The sequence below is a fragment of the Buttiauxella sp. genome, from assembly GCF_049686335.1.
Taxonomy (GTDB): domain Bacteria; phylum Pseudomonadota; class Gammaproteobacteria; order Enterobacterales; family Enterobacteriaceae; genus Buttiauxella.
Map to the genome: position 1 here is coordinate 61,032 of NZ_JBAVHX010000039.1, position 16,623 is coordinate 77,654.

At 53.0% G+C, this 16,623-nt stretch carries 15 protein-coding genes; 4 read left to right on the forward strand and 11 right to left on the reverse strand.

The annotated features are described in order from the left end of the window. The first annotated feature begins 77 nt into the window (after window positions 1-77). Window positions 78-1,724, forward strand: coding sequence for a Na+/H+ antiporter (locus WBL83_RS22195; RefSeq protein ID WP_424591142.1), 1,647 nt, complete (start codon window positions 78-80; stop codon window positions 1,722-1,724). Window positions 1,725-1,782: 58 nt separating this feature from the next. Here the strand turns inward: WBL83_RS22195 and WBL83_RS22200 are convergent, their stop codons facing one another. Continuing rightward, a complete protein-coding gene (locus WBL83_RS22200) occupies window positions 1,783-2,685 on the reverse strand; it encodes a LysR family transcriptional regulator (protein WP_424591143.1) in 903 nt (300 codons plus the stop codon). 103 nt (window positions 2,686-2,788) lie between these two features. On the opposite strand from WBL83_RS22200, the gene WBL83_RS22205 reads away from it, so the two are divergent. Together WBL83_RS22205 and WBL83_RS22210 are read left to right on the forward strand one after the other, a co-directional pair. Further along, window positions 2,789-3,214, forward strand: coding sequence for a CidA/LrgA family protein (locus tag WBL83_RS22205; protein WP_424591144.1), 426 nt, complete (start codon window positions 2,789-2,791; stop codon window positions 3,212-3,214). Beyond that, complete coding sequence (locus tag WBL83_RS22210) at window positions 3,207-3,896, forward strand: LrgB family protein (RefSeq protein ID WP_424591145.1); 690 nt, start codon at window positions 3,207-3,209, stop codon at window positions 3,894-3,896. The genes WBL83_RS22205 and WBL83_RS22210 overlap by 8 nt, the downstream gene beginning before the upstream one ends. A gap of 103 nt (window positions 3,897-3,999) precedes the next feature. Here the strand turns inward: WBL83_RS22210 and actP are convergent, their stop codons facing one another. From actP to fdhF, 4 genes are all read right to left on the reverse strand, one after another. Further along, window positions 4,000-5,658, reverse strand: coding sequence for a cation/acetate symporter ActP (gene actP / locus WBL83_RS22215; RefSeq protein WP_424591146.1), 1,659 nt, complete (start codon window positions 5,656-5,658; stop codon window positions 4,000-4,002). After that, window positions 5,655-5,969 (reverse strand): DUF485 domain-containing protein, encoded by a 315-nt coding sequence (locus tag WBL83_RS22220; RefSeq protein WP_424591147.1) that lies wholly within the window; start codon window positions 5,967-5,969, stop codon window positions 5,655-5,657. Before WBL83_RS22220 ends, actP begins: the two co-directional genes overlap by 4 nt. A 136-nt stretch (window positions 5,970-6,105) precedes the next feature. Beyond that, a complete protein-coding gene (gene acs / locus WBL83_RS22225) occupies window positions 6,106-8,061 on the reverse strand; it encodes an acetate--CoA ligase (RefSeq protein ID WP_424591148.1) in 1,956 nt (651 codons plus the stop codon). 280 nt (window positions 8,062-8,341) lie between these two features. Continuing rightward, on the reverse strand, window positions 8,342-10,489 hold the full coding sequence (fdhF, locus tag WBL83_RS22230; RefSeq protein ID WP_424591277.1) for a formate dehydrogenase subunit alpha: 2,148 nt from the start codon (window positions 10,487-10,489) through the stop codon (window positions 8,342-8,344). Window positions 10,490-10,916: 427 nt separating this feature from the next. On the opposite strand from fdhF, the gene WBL83_RS22235 reads away from it, so the two are divergent. Next, the gene (locus WBL83_RS22235) at window positions 10,917-11,651 is read left to right on the forward strand and encodes a response regulator (protein WP_424591149.1); all 735 of its coding nucleotides are present in this window, start codon (window positions 10,917-10,919) and stop codon (window positions 11,649-11,651) included. Window positions 11,652-11,729: 78 nt separating this feature from the next. Here the strand turns inward: WBL83_RS22235 and arsC are convergent, their stop codons facing one another. From arsC to WBL83_RS22265, 6 genes are all read right to left on the reverse strand, one after another. Next, a complete protein-coding gene (arsC, locus tag WBL83_RS22240; RefSeq protein WP_424591150.1) occupies window positions 11,730-12,155 on the reverse strand; it encodes a glutaredoxin-dependent arsenate reductase in 426 nt (141 codons plus the stop codon). A 12-nt stretch (window positions 12,156-12,167) separates the two neighbouring features. Next, the gene (locus WBL83_RS22245; protein ID WP_424591151.1) at window positions 12,168-13,457 is read right to left on the reverse strand and encodes an arsenic transporter; all 1,290 of its coding nucleotides are present in this window, start codon (window positions 13,455-13,457) and stop codon (window positions 12,168-12,170) included. Between the two features lie 36 nt (window positions 13,458-13,493). Continuing rightward, window positions 13,494-13,823: a metalloregulator ArsR/SmtB family transcription factor gene (locus WBL83_RS22250; RefSeq protein ID WP_424591152.1), complete on the reverse strand. Its 330-nt coding sequence runs from the start codon at window positions 13,821-13,823 to the stop codon at window positions 13,494-13,496. Window positions 13,824-13,983: 160 nt separating this feature from the next. Next, the gene (locus WBL83_RS22255; RefSeq protein ID WP_424591153.1) at window positions 13,984-14,991 is read right to left on the reverse strand and encodes a carbohydrate kinase family protein; all 1,008 of its coding nucleotides are present in this window, start codon (window positions 14,989-14,991) and stop codon (window positions 13,984-13,986) included. A gap of 32 nt (window positions 14,992-15,023) precedes the next feature. Next, the gene (locus WBL83_RS22260) at window positions 15,024-15,884 is read right to left on the reverse strand and encodes a ketose 1,6-bisphosphate aldolase (protein ID WP_424591154.1); all 861 of its coding nucleotides are present in this window, start codon (window positions 15,882-15,884) and stop codon (window positions 15,024-15,026) included. 41 nt (window positions 15,885-15,925) lie between these two features. Next, window positions 15,926-16,609: a D-lyxose/D-mannose family sugar isomerase gene (locus WBL83_RS22265; RefSeq protein ID WP_424591155.1), complete on the reverse strand. Its 684-nt coding sequence runs from the start codon at window positions 16,607-16,609 to the stop codon at window positions 15,926-15,928. Between the last annotated feature and the right edge of the window lie 14 nt (window positions 16,610-16,623).

Sequence of the window (16,623 nt, forward strand, 5' to 3'; positions counted from 1 at the left end):
GTAAAAAGTTGTTTTACTATTGGGTATAACAACATCCTGCATAAAGGGTTTCACAAAACACCGCGACTAAGGAAAGCATGGAAATCTTCTTTACTATTCTCATCATGACCCTTGTGGTCTCTTTGTCTGGGGTGGCGACACGCATGCTGCCATTCCAGATCCCGCTACCGTTAATGCAGATAGCCATAGGCGCGATGCTCGCCTGGCCGCACTTCGGTTTGCATGTCGATTTCAATCCGGAACTGTTTCTGGTGCTGTTTATCCCGCCGCTGCTGTTTGCCGATGGCTGGAAAACCCCGACAAATGAATTTCTCCATCATGGGCGAGAGATAATCGGCCTGGCGCTGGTTCTGGTGCTGGTCACCGTCGTCGGTATTGGCTTCCTGATTTACGCTCTGGTGCCGGGTATCCCGCTGCTTCCCGCGTTTGCACTGGCGGCTGTGCTCTCGCCGACAGATGCCGTAGCGCTTTCTGGCATTGTCGGAGAAGGGCGCATCCCGAAGAAAATTATGGGCATTTTGCAGGGCGAAGCGTTAATGAACGACGCATCCGGCCTGGTTTCGTTAAAAATGGCCGTGGCGGTTGCCGTGGGTACCATGGTGTTCAGCGTGGGTGGTGCCACCCTCGAGTTCTTTAAAGTGGCGATTGGCGGTCTGCTTGCGGGGATTGCCGTGAGCTGGCTGTACGGCAAATCATTACGTCTGATGAGCCGCTGGAGCGGTGACGAACCCGCCACGCAAATTCTGCTGCTGTTACTGCTGCCGTTTGCCTCTTACCTGATTGCCGAACATATCGGTGTTTCCGGCATTCTGGCAGCCGTTGCCGCCGGTATGACCATCACCCGTTCTGGCGTGTTGCGCAGTGCACCGCTGGCGATGCGTCTGCGTGCAAACAGCGTCTGGGCAATGCTCGAATTTGTGTTTAACGGCATGGTGTTCCTGCTGTTAGGCCTGCAATTACCCAGCATCATGAAGACGTCGATTGCGGCGGCAAACGCGGATCCGAACGTGGAATTATGGATGCTGTTTGTCGACGTCGGGCTTATCTATTTCGCCCTGATTGGCGTGCGTTTCTTGTGGCTGTGGGCGATGAAACGCATCAGTTTACGCTTTATGAAAAAGCGTCCGCTGGAGTTCGGTTCTTACAGCTTGCGCGAGCTGTGCATTGCCTCGTTTGCTGGCGTGCGTGGGGCTATCACCCTTGCCGGTGTGTTGTCCATCCCACTGCTGTTAGGTGATGGAACGCCATTCCCGGCGCGTTATGAGCTTATCTTCCTTGCTACTGGCGTGATTTTGTTCTCGCTCTTTACCGGGGTGATTATGCTGCCGATTTTGCTGCGCAATGTGGAAGTGCCGGACAAGTCGGTGGCGCGCCAGGAAGAGCGTATTGCCCGTGCGGCAACGGCAGAAGTGGCGATTATCGCCATCGAGAAAATGGAAGAACGCCTGCACTCTGACGTTAACGAGAACATCGACGATCAGTTGCTAAAAGAGGTGAGTTCACGCGTGATAGGGAACTTGCGCCGCCGTGCTGATGGGCGAAATGATATGGAAAGCAGCGAGCTTGAAGAGAGCCTCGAACGCCGTTTCCGTCTGGCCGCGTTACGTTCCGAGCGCGCCGAGCTTTACCATTTACGCGCGACGCAGAAAATCAGCAATGAGACGTTGATGAAGCTGTTACACGATCTCGATTTGCTCGAGGCATTGTTGGTTGAGCAGCAATAATTAACAGTCTGTGCTTACCCGCCCTACATCGTTTTTTGTAGGGTGGATAAGCGCAGCGTCATCCACCGCTGTGATTTTCCACCACCGGCCAAAACTCCTTACAACACGCAATCCACGCCTGCGCGCTATGGGAAATATAAACCCCTTCACGCCAAATCATCGCCAGTTGCCACGTCAAATCGCTGTTTAACGGCAGCCACATCAGCGTGTTTTTATCCAGCTTCTGACAAATCGTCTCTGGCAAAATCGCTATGCCAACACCCGCCTGCACCATGGCGGCGAGGAAATCCCATTGGCCGCTGCGCACCGCAATTCGCGGTGTAAACCCATGCTCCTGAAACAGCTGAATCAACTGGCGGCTTAAGGCGAAATCTTCGTTATAGATAAGCAACGGATGAGCGGCAAGTTCGATTGGGTCGATACTTTCCCGCGACGTCCATGGGCCTGAACGCGGCACCAAAACGCACAATGGATTCTGGATTAAGGGCAGCGTGGAAAAGGTATGCTCGTCATCAACGGGTAAGGCGGTCATGGCTAAATCCAGCTCGCCATTGAGCACCGCCTGTTGCACTGTCAGTCCACCAAATTCGGAAATCTTCAGCTCGACCGCAGGATAGCGTTGGCGATACAGGCTAATTGGCCCGGCCATAAGCATGCCAACCATCGGTGGAATACCGAGGCGCAGCACGCCTTTGTTGAGATGGTTGATGTCGCCAAGTTCGGCTTCCAGCTGGCGAAACTCCGCCAGAATCGCCAGGCCGTGTTGATAAACCACCTCGCCGGTATCTGTCAGTAATAGCTTTCGCCCATCACGAATCAGCAGCGTACAGCCGAGCTCATCTTCGAGGTTGCGCAGCATCTTGCTGATGGTCGGCTGAGTGACGAACATCTTCTGGGCAGCGCGGGTAAAACTTTGCTGGCGAACCACCTCAACAAAATAACGCAGTGTCCTGATGTCCATAACTATTCCCGTTGACTATACCTCTGATGATTTTAATTCATTTCTTTCAAGGAAGTTGGCTAACTATAATTGCCTCCTCAAATTTTTTAGGAGTGCCATTCTCATGGCTGTGGCGTTACGTGGTTTTACGCCGGTTCTTTTTCGCCGTATTCAAGTACCAGTACAAGTGGCGCTCTACGCGGGATTATTTATTTTTGCCCAACAGTTAGTGGACTGGTGGCATTTGCCGCTGCCGGCAAACCTGGTGGGGATGTTATTGCTGCTGGCATTGATCGTTTGTCGTGTGGTGCAGCTGAAATGGGTGCGCGCCGGTTCGCGCTGGTTACTGGCAGAAATGCTGCTGTTCTTTGTGCCTGCGGTGGTCGCGGTGGTGAATTATGCCGAATTGCTGATGGTCGACGGTTGGCGCATTTTCCTGGTGATTGCTATCAGCACCACGCTGGTGCTTGGTGCAACCGCGCTGGTGGTGGATAAAGTCTACCGTTTTGAACTGGCACGCGAAGCCCGCAGGCAGGCGCGCTGTGAATAATTTTCAGCTGAGTATTTTGTGCCTGGTGATGACCCTCGGGCTCTATTTTGCCAATAAAAAACTCTATCGCCGCTTTCGTAAACTGCCGTTAATGCCACTGGTTTTGACGCCAGTGCTGCTGGTGGCGATGCTTATTTTTGGCCACATCTCTTATCAAAATTATATGGGCGAAGCGCACTGGCTGCTGTGGTTGCTGGGCCCGGCGACTATCGCCTTTGCCGTGCCGGTGTATGACAATCTCAAGGTAATAAAACGTCACTGGATGTCACTTACCGCAGGCGTTATCACCGCAACGGTGGTGGCGGTAACCAGCTCCGTCTGGCTTGCGCGGTTGTTTACCTTGTCAGATGAAATCCAGCGCAGTCTCGCGGTGCGCTCGATTACCACACCTTTTGCACTGGCTGCGGCAAAACCGCTCGGCGGCCAGCCGGAACTGGTGGCGCTGTTTGTGGTAGTGACCGGCGTATTTGGCATGGCGATAGGCGATGTGCTGTTTTTACGTCTTGCGATTCGTGAAGGGATGGCAAAAGGGGCTGGTTTTGGCGCCGCTTCTCACGGCGCCGGTACTGCGCGTTCCTACGAGCTTGGCCCGCAGGAAGGGGTGGTTGCCAGTCTGGTGATGATGTTTTCCGGCGTTGTGATGGTATTGATTGCGCCATTGGTGGGCTGGTTGATGTTTTGATGGTCAGTGAATCGGACCGTCAAAAAAGGTTTTGTAGGTCGGATAAGCGCAGCGTTATCTGACACATTTCCCGGCTCAGGTGAGCCGGGAAGGGTAAAACTCATTAGTGCGCACGGCCTTGTTCAATACCAATCCCGGTCTGGGAACGGATGAACTGAGCACGGAATTTCTCACGCTCCAGATTGCCTTCCGGGCTGTTATCCGTCGCTGAGAACACCCAGATACCGACAAACGCGACCAGAATCGAGAACAACGCTGGATATTCATACGGGAAGACTGCCGTAGCGTGGCCGAGAACCTGTACCCAAACTGTTGGGCCGAGGATCATCAACAACACCGCAGTAATCAGTCCGAGCCAACCGCCCACCATTGCGCCACGGGTGGTCAGTTTTGACCAGTACATAGAGAGCAGGATAATAGGGAAGTTACAGCTCGCCGCAATCGAGAACGCCAGGCCAACCATGAAGGCGATGTTCTGTTTCTCGAACAAAATCCCCAACAAAATAGCCACTATGCCCAATACCACCACGGTGATTTTCGACACTCTCAGCTCATCACGTTCAGAGGCCCCTTTGCGGAACACGTTGGCGTAGAGGTCATGGGAAACCGCAGACGCCCCCGCAAGCGTTAAACCGGCGACCACCGCAAGAATGGTGGCGAAAGCGACTGCCGAGATAAAGCCTAAGAACAAGCTCCCGCCCACTGCATCAGCCAGGTGAACCGCTGCCATGTTATTGCCACCAATCAACGCGCCAGCGGCATCTTTAAAGGCTGGGTTCGCACCCACCAACATGATGGCGCCAAAGCCGATGATAAAGGTCAGGATGTAGAAATAACCCATGAAACCGGTGGCATAAAGTACGCTTTTACGCGCTTCGCGGGCATCGCTCACGGTGAAGAAACGCATCAGAATGTGCGGCAAACCGGCGGTGCCAAACATCAAACCTAACCCCAGCGAAAGCGCTGATATCGGGTCTTTCACCAGCCCGCCAGGGCTCATAATGGCGATACCTTTCGGATGCACCGCGATGGCTTCTGCGAACAGATTGTTAAAGCTGAAGCCCACGTGTTTCATCACCATAAAGGCCATGAAACTTGCGCCGAACAGCAGCAGTACCGCTTTGATGATTTGCACCCAGGTGGTGGCCAGCATGCCGCCGAACAGCACGTACATCACCATCAGCACGCCGACCAGTACCACGGCAACGTGGTAGTTCAGGCCGAACAGCAACTGGATAAGTTTACCCGCGCCCACCATCTGGGCAATCAGGTAAAGCGCCACGACAACCAGTGAACCGCAGGCCGACAGAATACGAATCGGCCCTTGTTTCAGGCGATACGAGGCCACGTCAGCAAAGGTGTATTTACCGAGGTTACGCAGGCGTTCAGCAATCAGGAACAGGATAATTGGCCAGCCGACCAAAAAGCCCAGTGAGTAAATCAGGCCGTCATAACCGGAGGTAAACACCAGTGCCGAAATACCGAGGAACGATGCGGCAGACATATAGTCGCCCGCAATCGCCAGGCCATTCTGGAAGCCGGTGATATTGCCGCCCGCGGTGTAGTAATCGCTACGGGTACGGGTGCGTTTTGACGCCCAATAGGTTATCCCTAAAGTAAAGGCGACGAAAATGACGAACATAATGATCGCCTGCCAGTTGGTCGGCTGACGTTGTACAGCCCCCGTAATCGCATCCGCGGCAAAGGCGGACGCAGGCAGGCTCAGGAGCGGGGCGGCAAGGACGCCGAAGAGACGTTTCATGATACCTTCACCTCGCGCAGCACTGCGTTATTCAGACGGTCAAATTCACCGTTCGCCCGCCAGACATAGACTCCAGTCAGGAAGAAAGAGATCAGGATCACGCCGACCCCAATAGGAATGCCTCGCGTCACGGTGGTGCCTGCATGTAAAGGCGTACCCAACCAGGCGGGAGCAAAGGCAATGAGCAAAATAAAGCTGACGTAAATCACCAGCATGATGATGGACAAAATGGTGGCAAACCGTTGCCGTTTAGCGACTAACTCCCTGAAATGCGCACTGTCTTCTATCCGTTGATAAAGTTGTTCACTCATCACAGATCTCTCCAGAGGTAAGGGGGTGGTTTTATTTTTTTGGCTCCTTCTCCTGAGGGAGAAGGTTGGGATGAGGGCATATCACCATGAAACAACCCTCACCCCAGCCCTCTCCCTGAGGGAGAGGGGGAAAAGATTAAGGCATGGTAATAGCTTGTTTTTCTTCCAGTAACTTCTCAACAACACCCGGATCGGCAAGCGTTGAAGTATCACCAAAGTTGCTGGTATCGCCGGCGGCAATTTTGCGCAAAATGCGGCGCATAATTTTGCCGGAACGAGTTTTAGGGAGTGAATCTGTCCAGTGCAAAATATCCGGAGTGGCAAGCGGGCCAATCTCTTTGCGCACCCAGTTACGCACTTCGGTATACAGCTCAGGTGTCGGCTCTTCGCCGTGGTTGAGCGTCACATACGCGTAAATCGCCTGGCCCTTAATGTTATGCGGAATGCCGACTACGGCCGCTTCAGCTACTTTCGGATGCGACACCAACGCTGACTCGATTTCTGCTGTGCCCAGGCGGTGTCCGGAAACGTTCAACACGTCGTCCACACGTCCGGTAATCCAGTAATAACCGTCTTCGTCACGACGCGCGCCGTCACCACTGAAGTACATATTTTTAAAGGTCGAGAAGTAAGTCTGCTCGAAACGTTCGTGGTCGCCAAACAGTGTGCGTGCCTGGCCTGGCCATGAATCGGTGATCACCAGATTGCCTTCGGTCGCCCCCTGCTGCGGGTTGCCTTCGTTATCCACGAGTGCTGGCTGAACCCCAAAGAATGGACGAGTGGCGGAACCGGCTTTCAGCTCGGTTGCCCCTGGCAGCGGAGTAATCATGAAACCGCCGGTTTCGGTCTGCCACCAGGTGTCGACCACCGGGCATTTTTCGTTGCCGATCTTCTTCCAGTACCATTCCCACGCTTCCGGGTTGATTGGCTCACCCACCGAACCCAAAATGCGCAGCGACGAACGATCGGTGTTTTCAATCGCTTTATCGCCTTCAGCCATCAGCGCACGAATCGCCGTTGGCGCGGTGTAGAGAATGTTCACTTTATGCTTATCAACAACTTGCGCCATACGGTTAGGTGCTGGCCAGTTGGGAACGCCTTCGAACATCAGGGTGATAGCACCACACGCCAGCGGGCCGTACAGCAGATAGCTGTGGCCGGTGACCCAACCCACATCAGCGGTACACCAGTAGACGTCACCCTGGTGATAATCGAAAACATATTTGAAGGTGGTTGCGGCATACACCAGATACCCACCGGTAGTGTGCAACACGCCTTTTGGCTTGCCGGTGGAACCCGAGGTGTAGAGGATAAACAGCGGATCTTCGGCGCTCACTTCGACAGGCTGATGGTGCGCGCTGGCTTTTTCCACCAACTCGTTCCACCACAGGTCACGACCCTGATGCCATTCGATATTGCCGCCGGTACGTTTAAGCACCACCACGTGTTCGACACTTTTCACGCCAGGGTTTTTCAGCGCTTCATCGACGTTTTTCTTCAGCGGAATAGAACGTCCGGCGCGAATGCCTTCATCGGCGGTAATCACCAGACGGGAGTTGGAGTCGATGATGCGTCCGGCGACCGCTTCCGGCGAGAAACCGCCGAAAATCACCGAATGCACCGCGCCAATACGCGCGCAGGCCAGCATCGCAACCGCCGCTTCAGGCACCATCGGCATATAAATTGCGACCACATCACCTTTCTTAATACCCAGTTCGTTCAGGGTATTGGCAAAGCGGCACACTTCGCGATGCAACTCGCGGTAAGTCAGCGTTTTGCTTTGGGTGGCGTCGTCGCCTTCCCAGATGATCGCGGTTTGATCGCCACGATCTTTGAGATGTCTGTCCAGGCAGTTAGCAGCCAGATTCAGCGTGCCTTCTTCATACCATTTGATAGAGATGTTTCCTGGTGCGAAAGAGGTGTTTTTCACCTTTTTATAAGGTTTGATCCAGTCAAGGATCTTCCCTTGCTCGCCCCAAAATGCGTCTGGGTCATGCACCGAGTGTTGGTACATGGATTGATACTGCTCCGGCGTTATCAGGCAATTGTCCGCAATGTTTGCAGGAATGGCGTGTTTATGTACTTGGCTCATGGCTTTTTTTCTCCTTGTAGGATGTTAATAATATGTCATGAAAACGTTAATAACAGGAGGGCTCAGGAGCTTTGTTTATTTTTTGGGCGGCAGATCACGCATTAATTAAATTGTTGAAAATCTAATCAATACATCCCGCGCAGAGAGGGGAAAAAAGGCAAAAAAAAAGCTGCCGAATGGGCAGCTTTAGCGTGTTTTGTAGGGCGGTTAAGCGCAGCGTCAACCGCCACAACTTGCGAAAAGGGTGGATGACGCCTGCGGCTTATCCACCCTACAGTTTTTAACCCGCCGCGCTCTCGCGCAGACTGGCTTTTAGCTTAGTGTACTCATCAATCACATACTGCTCGGCGGCGCGCTGATCGGCGATCGGCTCGACACGTACGGCGCAGTACTTGTACTCCGGCGTTTTGGTTATCGGGCTGAGGTTTTCCGTCACCAGCTCGTTACAGGCACCAATCCACCACTGATACGTCATGTAAACGGCACCTTTATTAGGGCGTTCGCTCACATTCGCACGGGTGATGACTTTACCTTTGCGAGAATGCACCCAAACCAGCGCTTCATCTTCGATACCCAAACGCGCGGCATCGTCGATGTGGATTTGCGCGTAGCCAGGCTCATCCGCCAGGGCTGCCAGTGCCGCACAGTTACCGGTCATCGAACGGCAAGAGTAGTGGCCCACTTCGCGCACCGTGGAAAGCACCATTGGGTACTCTTCGGTGATGCGATCAATTGGCGGTGCCCAGTCACAGGTAAAGAACTCGCCCAGACCATTTTCACGGTCAAACTTACCGTCATACAGGAACGAGGTTCCCTGATCGCTTTCGGCGACATCACGGCAAGGCCACTGGATATAACCCAGTTCGCCCATTTTCTCGTAAGTGGCACCGTAGAAATCTGGGCACAGACCACGCAACTCATCCCAAATTTCCTGGGTGTTGTTGTAGTGCATCGGGTAGCCCATACGGGTGGCAATTTCACTGATAATCTGCCAGTCCGTTTTCAGATCCCACTTCGGTTCTACCGCTTTAAAGAAGCGCTGGAAACCACGGTCAGCGGCGGTATAAACGCCTTCATGTTCACCCCATGAGGTGGATGGCAAAATCACGTCGGCAGCCGCCGCGGTTTTGGTCATGAAGATGTCTTGTACAATCACCAGTTCCATATCCGCAAACGCCTGACGCACAGCCGACAGCTCTGCATCGGTTTGCAGCGGATCTTCACCCATGATGTACGCCGCATGTACTTCGCCATGGGCAACACGGTGTGGCAATTCGCTGATGCGATAGCCCGTGTGCGCCGGTAGCGATGGAACGCCCCAGGCTTTCGCGAACTTCTCGCGACTCGCTTCGTCTTTCACATACTGGTAGCCCGGATAGGTATCCGGCAGTGCGCCCATGTCGCAAGCACCCTGAACGTTGTTCTGGCCGCGAACCGGGTTAACACCGACGTTAGGTTTACCCAGGTTACCGGTCATCAACGCAAGGCTTGTCAGCGAGCGAACCGTTTCCACGCCCTGATAGAACTGGGTCACGCCCATGCCCCACAGGATGGTGGCGGTTTTTGCATTCGCATACATCCGCGCTGCGTTGCGAATTTCCGACGCACTCACGCCAGTAATCTCTTCAACGGATTCAGGCGTGTAGCCAGCCACAATTTTGCGATACTCGTCGAAACCTTCAGTACGAGCCGCCACGAATGACTGGTCATACAGGTTTTCTTCGATAATCACATGCCCCATTGCGTTAAGCAGGGCGATGTTAGAACCATTTCTTAACTGCAAATGCATATCGGCGATGCGCGCGGTTTCAATTTTACGCGGATCGACAACAATGATTTGCGCCCCTTTTTGCTTCGCACGGATCACGCGGTTAGCAACGATAGGGTGTGAATCTGCCGGGTTGTAACCGAACACAAACACTAAATCGGTATCCTCAATCTCGACGATTGAGTTGCTCATAGCGCCGTTACCGACCGATTGGTGCAGACCTGCAACCGATGGGCCGTGTCAGACGCGTGCGCAGCAGTCAACGTTATTGGTACCAATAACGGCGCGCGCAAATTTTTGCATCACATAGTTGGTTTCGTTGCCGGTACCACGGGAAGAACCGGTGGTCATGATGGCATCGGAGCCGTGTTTCGCTTTGATTTCACGCAGACGTGTACTGACGTAGTTCAGTGCTTCATCCCAGGAAACGTTTTCGAGTTTGCCGCCTTTCTGGCGACGAATCATCGGTGACTTAAGGCGCGGGGTGAGGATTTTTGTGTCGTTAATAAAATCCCAACCGTAGTAACCCTTCAGGCAAAGATCGCCCTGGTTAGTTTTACCTTGAGCCGCTTCCGCCTTGACGACTTTGCCGTTATCGACCACGAGGTTGATTTTGCAACCTGAGGCGCAATAGGGGCAAACCGTGACGACTTTTTTCATCATTGTTGCTCCAGTCAATATACCCATCATCCTTCAAGTTGCAGATGCGTTGGCTTCACCCATTCGCCCCAGCCACATAGTTAACGTTAACTATGCTCCTGGAGACTCACGGCCTTGCCGCCTTCCTGCAATCTGAATGATTAGGGCACTTAAAAGTGTGTGACACTCACACAGCTGATCATATCTATCCGTTGTAATGCATTATCTATGCCACATAGAAAACATGGGGATTACGGTCATTTTACGGCGATAAAAGCAACAAAACGCTGACGAAAAACAGGTCATCGTCAAAAGTGACGTGTCGACTGAAGCTGGGTTTGTGACACTGGTTGAAAATTCAGCATGGGTATTTGTCTTTTGTGCGGTACTCCTTCCACAATCGCCCACACTTGTCTCATGTCCCTTTCATCCATCGCGGAGTACCACCATGAAGCCTGCCATATTGCTGGTGGATGACGATCTGGCCATCTGCGACGTGCTCAGAGATGTGCTCAACGAACACGTTTTTGAGGTGAGGGTTTGCCATTCAGGAAACGACGCGCTGAAAGCCATCGCGCAGTTTCCAGAAATTGCGCTGGTACTGCTGGACATGATTTTGCCCGATATCAATGGCCTGCTCGTCCTGCAACACATACAGCGCCAGCGGCCCGATTTACCGGTAGTGATGCTGACTGGGTTGGGTAGCGAATCTGACGTGGTAGTCGGGCTGGAAATGGGTGCCGATGATTACATCGCCAAACCGTTCAACCCCCGTGTGGTGGTGGCGCGTGTAAAAGCGGTGCTGCGTCGAAGCGGGGCGCTGGCGGTGGAACCTCCGTCGACCAAAAGCTGCGGATTACACTTCAACGGCTGGCGACTGGATACCGCGCGTTGCCAGCTATTCAACTCCGCACATGAACAGGTTGATCTCACCCAGGGCGAATATGGACTGCTGCTGGCCCTGGTGCAAAATGCTCGCAAAGTGTTATCGCGTGAGCGATTACTGGAATTGACTCACAGCGAAAGCCTTGAAGTATTCGACAGAACAATAGATGTGCTGATTATGCGCCTGCGTAAAAAAATAGAACCGAACCCACATCAGCCAGCATTAATTCGCACCATTCGCGGTGTGGGGTATGTATTTTCCGCTGATATTATTCAGGCTGAAAATAATGCCGCGTAAACATAACCATTCTTAGCGTGATCGCCAGTTTGAATAAGCCTGGTTTACACCAGACTTATTCTGTTTATCTGGCTGCGTTTATTTCATCCGCTTCCCTGATTCATCAATGACTTTTTCCCCATCCTCTTTAGTAAACGCCCCTCTCTGCGGTTCAGGGAGAATATCCAGTACCACTTCTGAAGGGCGGCACAGGCGGGTTCCCAACGGGGTGAACACAATAGGGCGGTTAATCAAAATCGGATGTTGCAGCATCAAGTTGATGAGCTGATCGTCACTAAAATTATCCTCTGCCAGACCCAACTGCTCATAAGGTTCGACATTTTTACGCAGTAGTTCGCGCACCGTAATCCCCATATCCGCGATGAGTTTCTTTAGTTCATCGTGTGAGGGCGGTGTCTCAAGATAATAAACAATCGTCGGCTCATTCCCGCTATTACGGATTAATTCCAGTGTGTTACGCGAGGTACCGCAGGCTGGGTTGTGATAAATGGTGATGTTGCTCATTTCAGTATCTCATTACAAGGTGAAAGACAGACGTAACGCCAGTGCCACGAGCGTCACAAACAGAATCGGCAATGTCATGACGATGCCAGTGCGGAAGTAATATCCCCATGTGATCGTCAGGTTTTTCTGGGCCAGCACATGGAGCCAGAGAAGGGTTGCCAGGCTGCCAATCGGGGTGATTTTCGGCCCCAAATCGCAACCGATGACGTTGGCATAAATCATCGCTTCTTTAATGACTCCAGTCGCGGTGCTGCCATCAATCGACAACGCGCCAATCAGCACGGTCGGCATATTATTCATTATGGATGACAGGAATGCGGTAAGGAAACCCGTCCCAAGTGTCGTGGCCCACAGTCCATGTTGCGCAAGAATATTCAGCACGCCGGAAAGGTATTCCGTAAGCCCGGCATTGCGGAGCCCGTAGACGACAAGGTACATCCCGAGTGAGAAAACGACGATTTGCCAGGGCGCGCCACGCAGCACTTTCCCGGTATTAATCGCCTGTCCTCGCTTCGCCACAGTCAACAAAATCAAAGCACCGGTCGCGGCGATGGCGCTAACGGGGATGCCCAAAGGCTCAAGCACAAAGAATCCCAGCAGAAGGAGAACCAGAACAATCCAGCCTGTTGTGAAGGTGGCCGGGTCTTTGATTGCCTTTGCGGGCGCTTTGAGTTTCGCAAGCTCATAGACAGGTGGAATATCTTTGCGGAAAAACAGATGCAGCATGGCAAGCGTTGCCGCAATGGCGGCGATATCCACGGGCACCATCACCGACGCGTATTCGGTGAATCCCAGTTTAAAGAAGTCTGCCGAAACGATATTCACCAGGTTCGAGACGATAAGCGGCAGGCTGGCGGTATCTGCAATGAAACCGGCGGCCATGACAAATGCCAGCGTTGCCTGTTTGCTGAAACCCAGCGCCAGCAACATCGCTATCACAATAGGCGTCAGGATAAGTGCTGCACCATCGTTAGCAAACAACGCGGCGACCGCGGCGCCCAACAGCACAATGTAGGTGAACAGCAGGCGTCCACGCCCGTTGCCCCAACGAGAAACGTGTAACGCTGCCCACTCGAAAAAGCCCGACTCATCGAGCAACAGGCTAATGATAATCACCGCGATAAACGTCGCCGTCGCGTTCCACACAATATTCCACACCACGGGAATATCACTTAGCTGGATAACCCCGCAAACCAGCGCCAGAACCGCACCAATCGTCGCACTCCATCCGATACTCAGACCTTTGGGTTGCCAGATAACCAGCATGAGTGTGAATAAAAAAATCCCTGCAGCCAGTAACATTATCTACTCCATCACATATGAATTATTGAATGTGTTTCAGCTTTCCTGACACGAACTTTTCTGCATCACTTTTAGTTTTTCGCGCGTCTCTTCTCGCAGGCAGTTCCATGCGTTATCGATAGTCGCAGCAGCCCAGGCAGGCATATTTGGCGATAAACGGTAGTGCACCCACTTGCCTTCACGACGGTCACTCACCAGACCAGACTCGCGTAGAATCGCCATGTGACGCGAGACTTTAGGCTGAGACTCCCTGGTTGCGGCGCAAATATCACAGACGCATAACTCTCCGGACTCCCGGAGCAGCATCACGATGGAAAGTCGGGTTTCATCGGATAGCGTTTTAAAAAGCTGAACAGGAAGTAGCATTTTCAACCCCAATGTCGTTACGTGACACATATGGTAAATCATATGTATAAGGTTTGAAAGAAGCCTGACTATATTGAGTGGGATGAGGGGATGAGAGGGAGACTAATTCTGCACAAGAGGCCGGATCCGACCTCTTTAGTTTTTAAAATGATTCAGGAGGTTAGCCGTTATCGCTAATAAACAACTGCAATTCCGTCAGCGTTTTTGCCCCATCAATGGCATTCGCGCATAACAGATTCGCACGAGCACAAGCGTGGGCTAATTTCAGGCTATCCAGCAGCGGCCATTTTTCATGGCAGCCATATAAAATACCGGCGCAGAAAGCGTCACCGGCTCCGACGCTGCCGATAATTTCATCCGGCGTTAACATAAATGACGCCACCCAGATGCCTTCTTTTCCAGGCTCCACCCCCCACGCGCCTTCCGGGCAATGAATCACCACTCTTTGCCTGACACCTGACTCCAGCAGCAACGTTGCCGCTTGCGCAATATTTTCGATGTGCGGCGTGCCGTCCGTATGGCGGATATCCAGCCCGCTAAATTCGCCAGCTTCCAGCTCATTAATCACCAGATAATCCAGCCAGCGCAGGGCAGGGAGCACCATCGGGCGATAACGCGGGTCGCCCTGGCGCGAAACCAAATCAAGAGACGTTTCATAGCCTTGCTGAGACATCATCGCCAGCAAGCGTGCGCTGCGGGTACCATATTCTGCATCTTCCATATCGAGGCTATCGAGTAGCAGCAAATAGCCGAGATGGAAGATTTTGAATGACGATTCGAGGCGGTCAAAGGCGGGTAAATCAAGCAGACGATTCGCCCCTGGCGAGTGAAAAAAGGTTCGTTGCCCGCTCGGGTCCGTCATCACTTGCGACATCGACGTCGGTGCGAAAGTGGTGCGGTGTACGTGCTGGCGATTGACATGATACTGATCCAGCATCGCCATAATGTAGTCACCATCGTGGTCATCGCCCACCAAACCCACCGCTTGCAGCGGCAGGCCGACATGCATTTTCGCCAGCGTCAGCAGCACGTTTAACGGCGCGCCACCGGTCGAGCGTTCACTGTGGACGATTTCGGCAAGCCACCCGCGCTGGGGCCATTGCACAATTTGATGCACATGGTCGACCAGCATATTTCCGGCGGCAATAATCCCGCTGCGCTCACTCATAGCCTCTCCTTAGGAGCCCATCCCATCAGGCTCTACGCTTTACCTGAACTGCCAAAAATCTGCATTTGCCGGGCGACAACGTCAGTAATCGCTTCTTCAATTCCCAGCAGCAATTCGGCAAATTCGTCATAAATGGCGTGACGTTGATTCATCCGTTGCTCAATCGCGCTGAGAGCGGCCTGCGACATTCCGGTATAGAAATTTATCTTGTGGATACCGAGGCTTATCGCTTTACGGAAATCTTCGTCGCTGATGCCTGAGCCTCCGTGCAGCACCAGCGGCAGGCCGGTTTGGCGACGAATCGCCGCCAGCCGATCAAAGTCGAGTTTCGGCTCGCCTTTGTATTTGCCGTGCGCATTGCCGATGGCGACCGCCAGCGTGTCGATGCCGGTTCTGTCGACAAAATCACGCGCAATGGCCGGGTCGGTAAACTTGTTGCTGTCGGCCTCGCCATACAGCGCACCGCCTTCATCACCGCCTACCGCGCCAAGTTCTGCCTCAACCGAAACGCCCACCGCGTGGCACATCTTCACCACTTCCCGGGTCTGGCGAACGTTCTCTTCATATTCAAGTGTAGAACCATCGAACATCACTGAGCTAAAACCGAGGCGTAACGCGCGCACCACCGCCTCAAAATGCAGGCCGTGGTCGAGATTGAGCACCACCGGAATATCATGGCGTGCCGCTTCGAATTTGACGGCTTCAACCAGCGAATCCAGTGACACATACTTAAAATGGACTTCGGCGATATTGATAATAAAAGGCGAATTTTCCTGCTTTGCGGCGGCAAAAAGGGCACGCAGAAAATGGCTGTCGAGCACGTTAAACGCTCCTAATGCATAGCCATTTTCACGTGCATGAGCCAGTCCATCTGCGAGCGATATCAAAGCCATAATGTTTCCCCTGGTGTTGGAAATGAATGGTTGGAAATGAATTAAAGATGGTGGCGATATTCGTTGCACAGCAGCTGCTGCACGGGTGCATCTTCGATAATGGAATTAAAACGCTCGAGCGGCCTGAGGAAACGGTTGTCGCGATCGTCATCGTTGACCATCGACACTTCCCCAACCAGCACATCGCCGTAACCCGGTTCGCCCCAGAAACTGTGGTAAATACCCGGCACCAGGCAAATGCTTTCACCGGGCGATAGCCGCAACTGACTGCCCGCGGCGTGGGTCTGGCGGCAGCCATCGATAACGACCGTCACATCGCTCTCTTCGGTTTGCTCGAACTGATCGGCATTCCACAGTTCAACAATCAAATTACCGCCGCCGCGATTGATAATGTCCTCGCGTTTGCGCCAGTGAAAATGCATCGGCGTGAGTTGCCCTTCGCGCACATGCATGATTTTTTCGGCATAGCATTTGGCATAGGGCGTGCCATCGGGCGAGCCGTTACGCAGCGTGAAAAGCGTCAGCCCCTGAGTCAAAAAATCGCTCCCGCCAAACGCGGTCACGTCCCAGCCGAGTTTCAGATCAAAGACTTCCTGCCAGATGTGTTTATCTACCTGCTGCCATTTCGCCAGGTTGTAAGAGGCGAATGGCGGCAGATGGACGTCGTGCTGCATAAAGAAATGGCGCGTTTGAGAGAGGATCTGGTTCACTTCAGAGCGTTTCATTTTGTCTCCTTAGA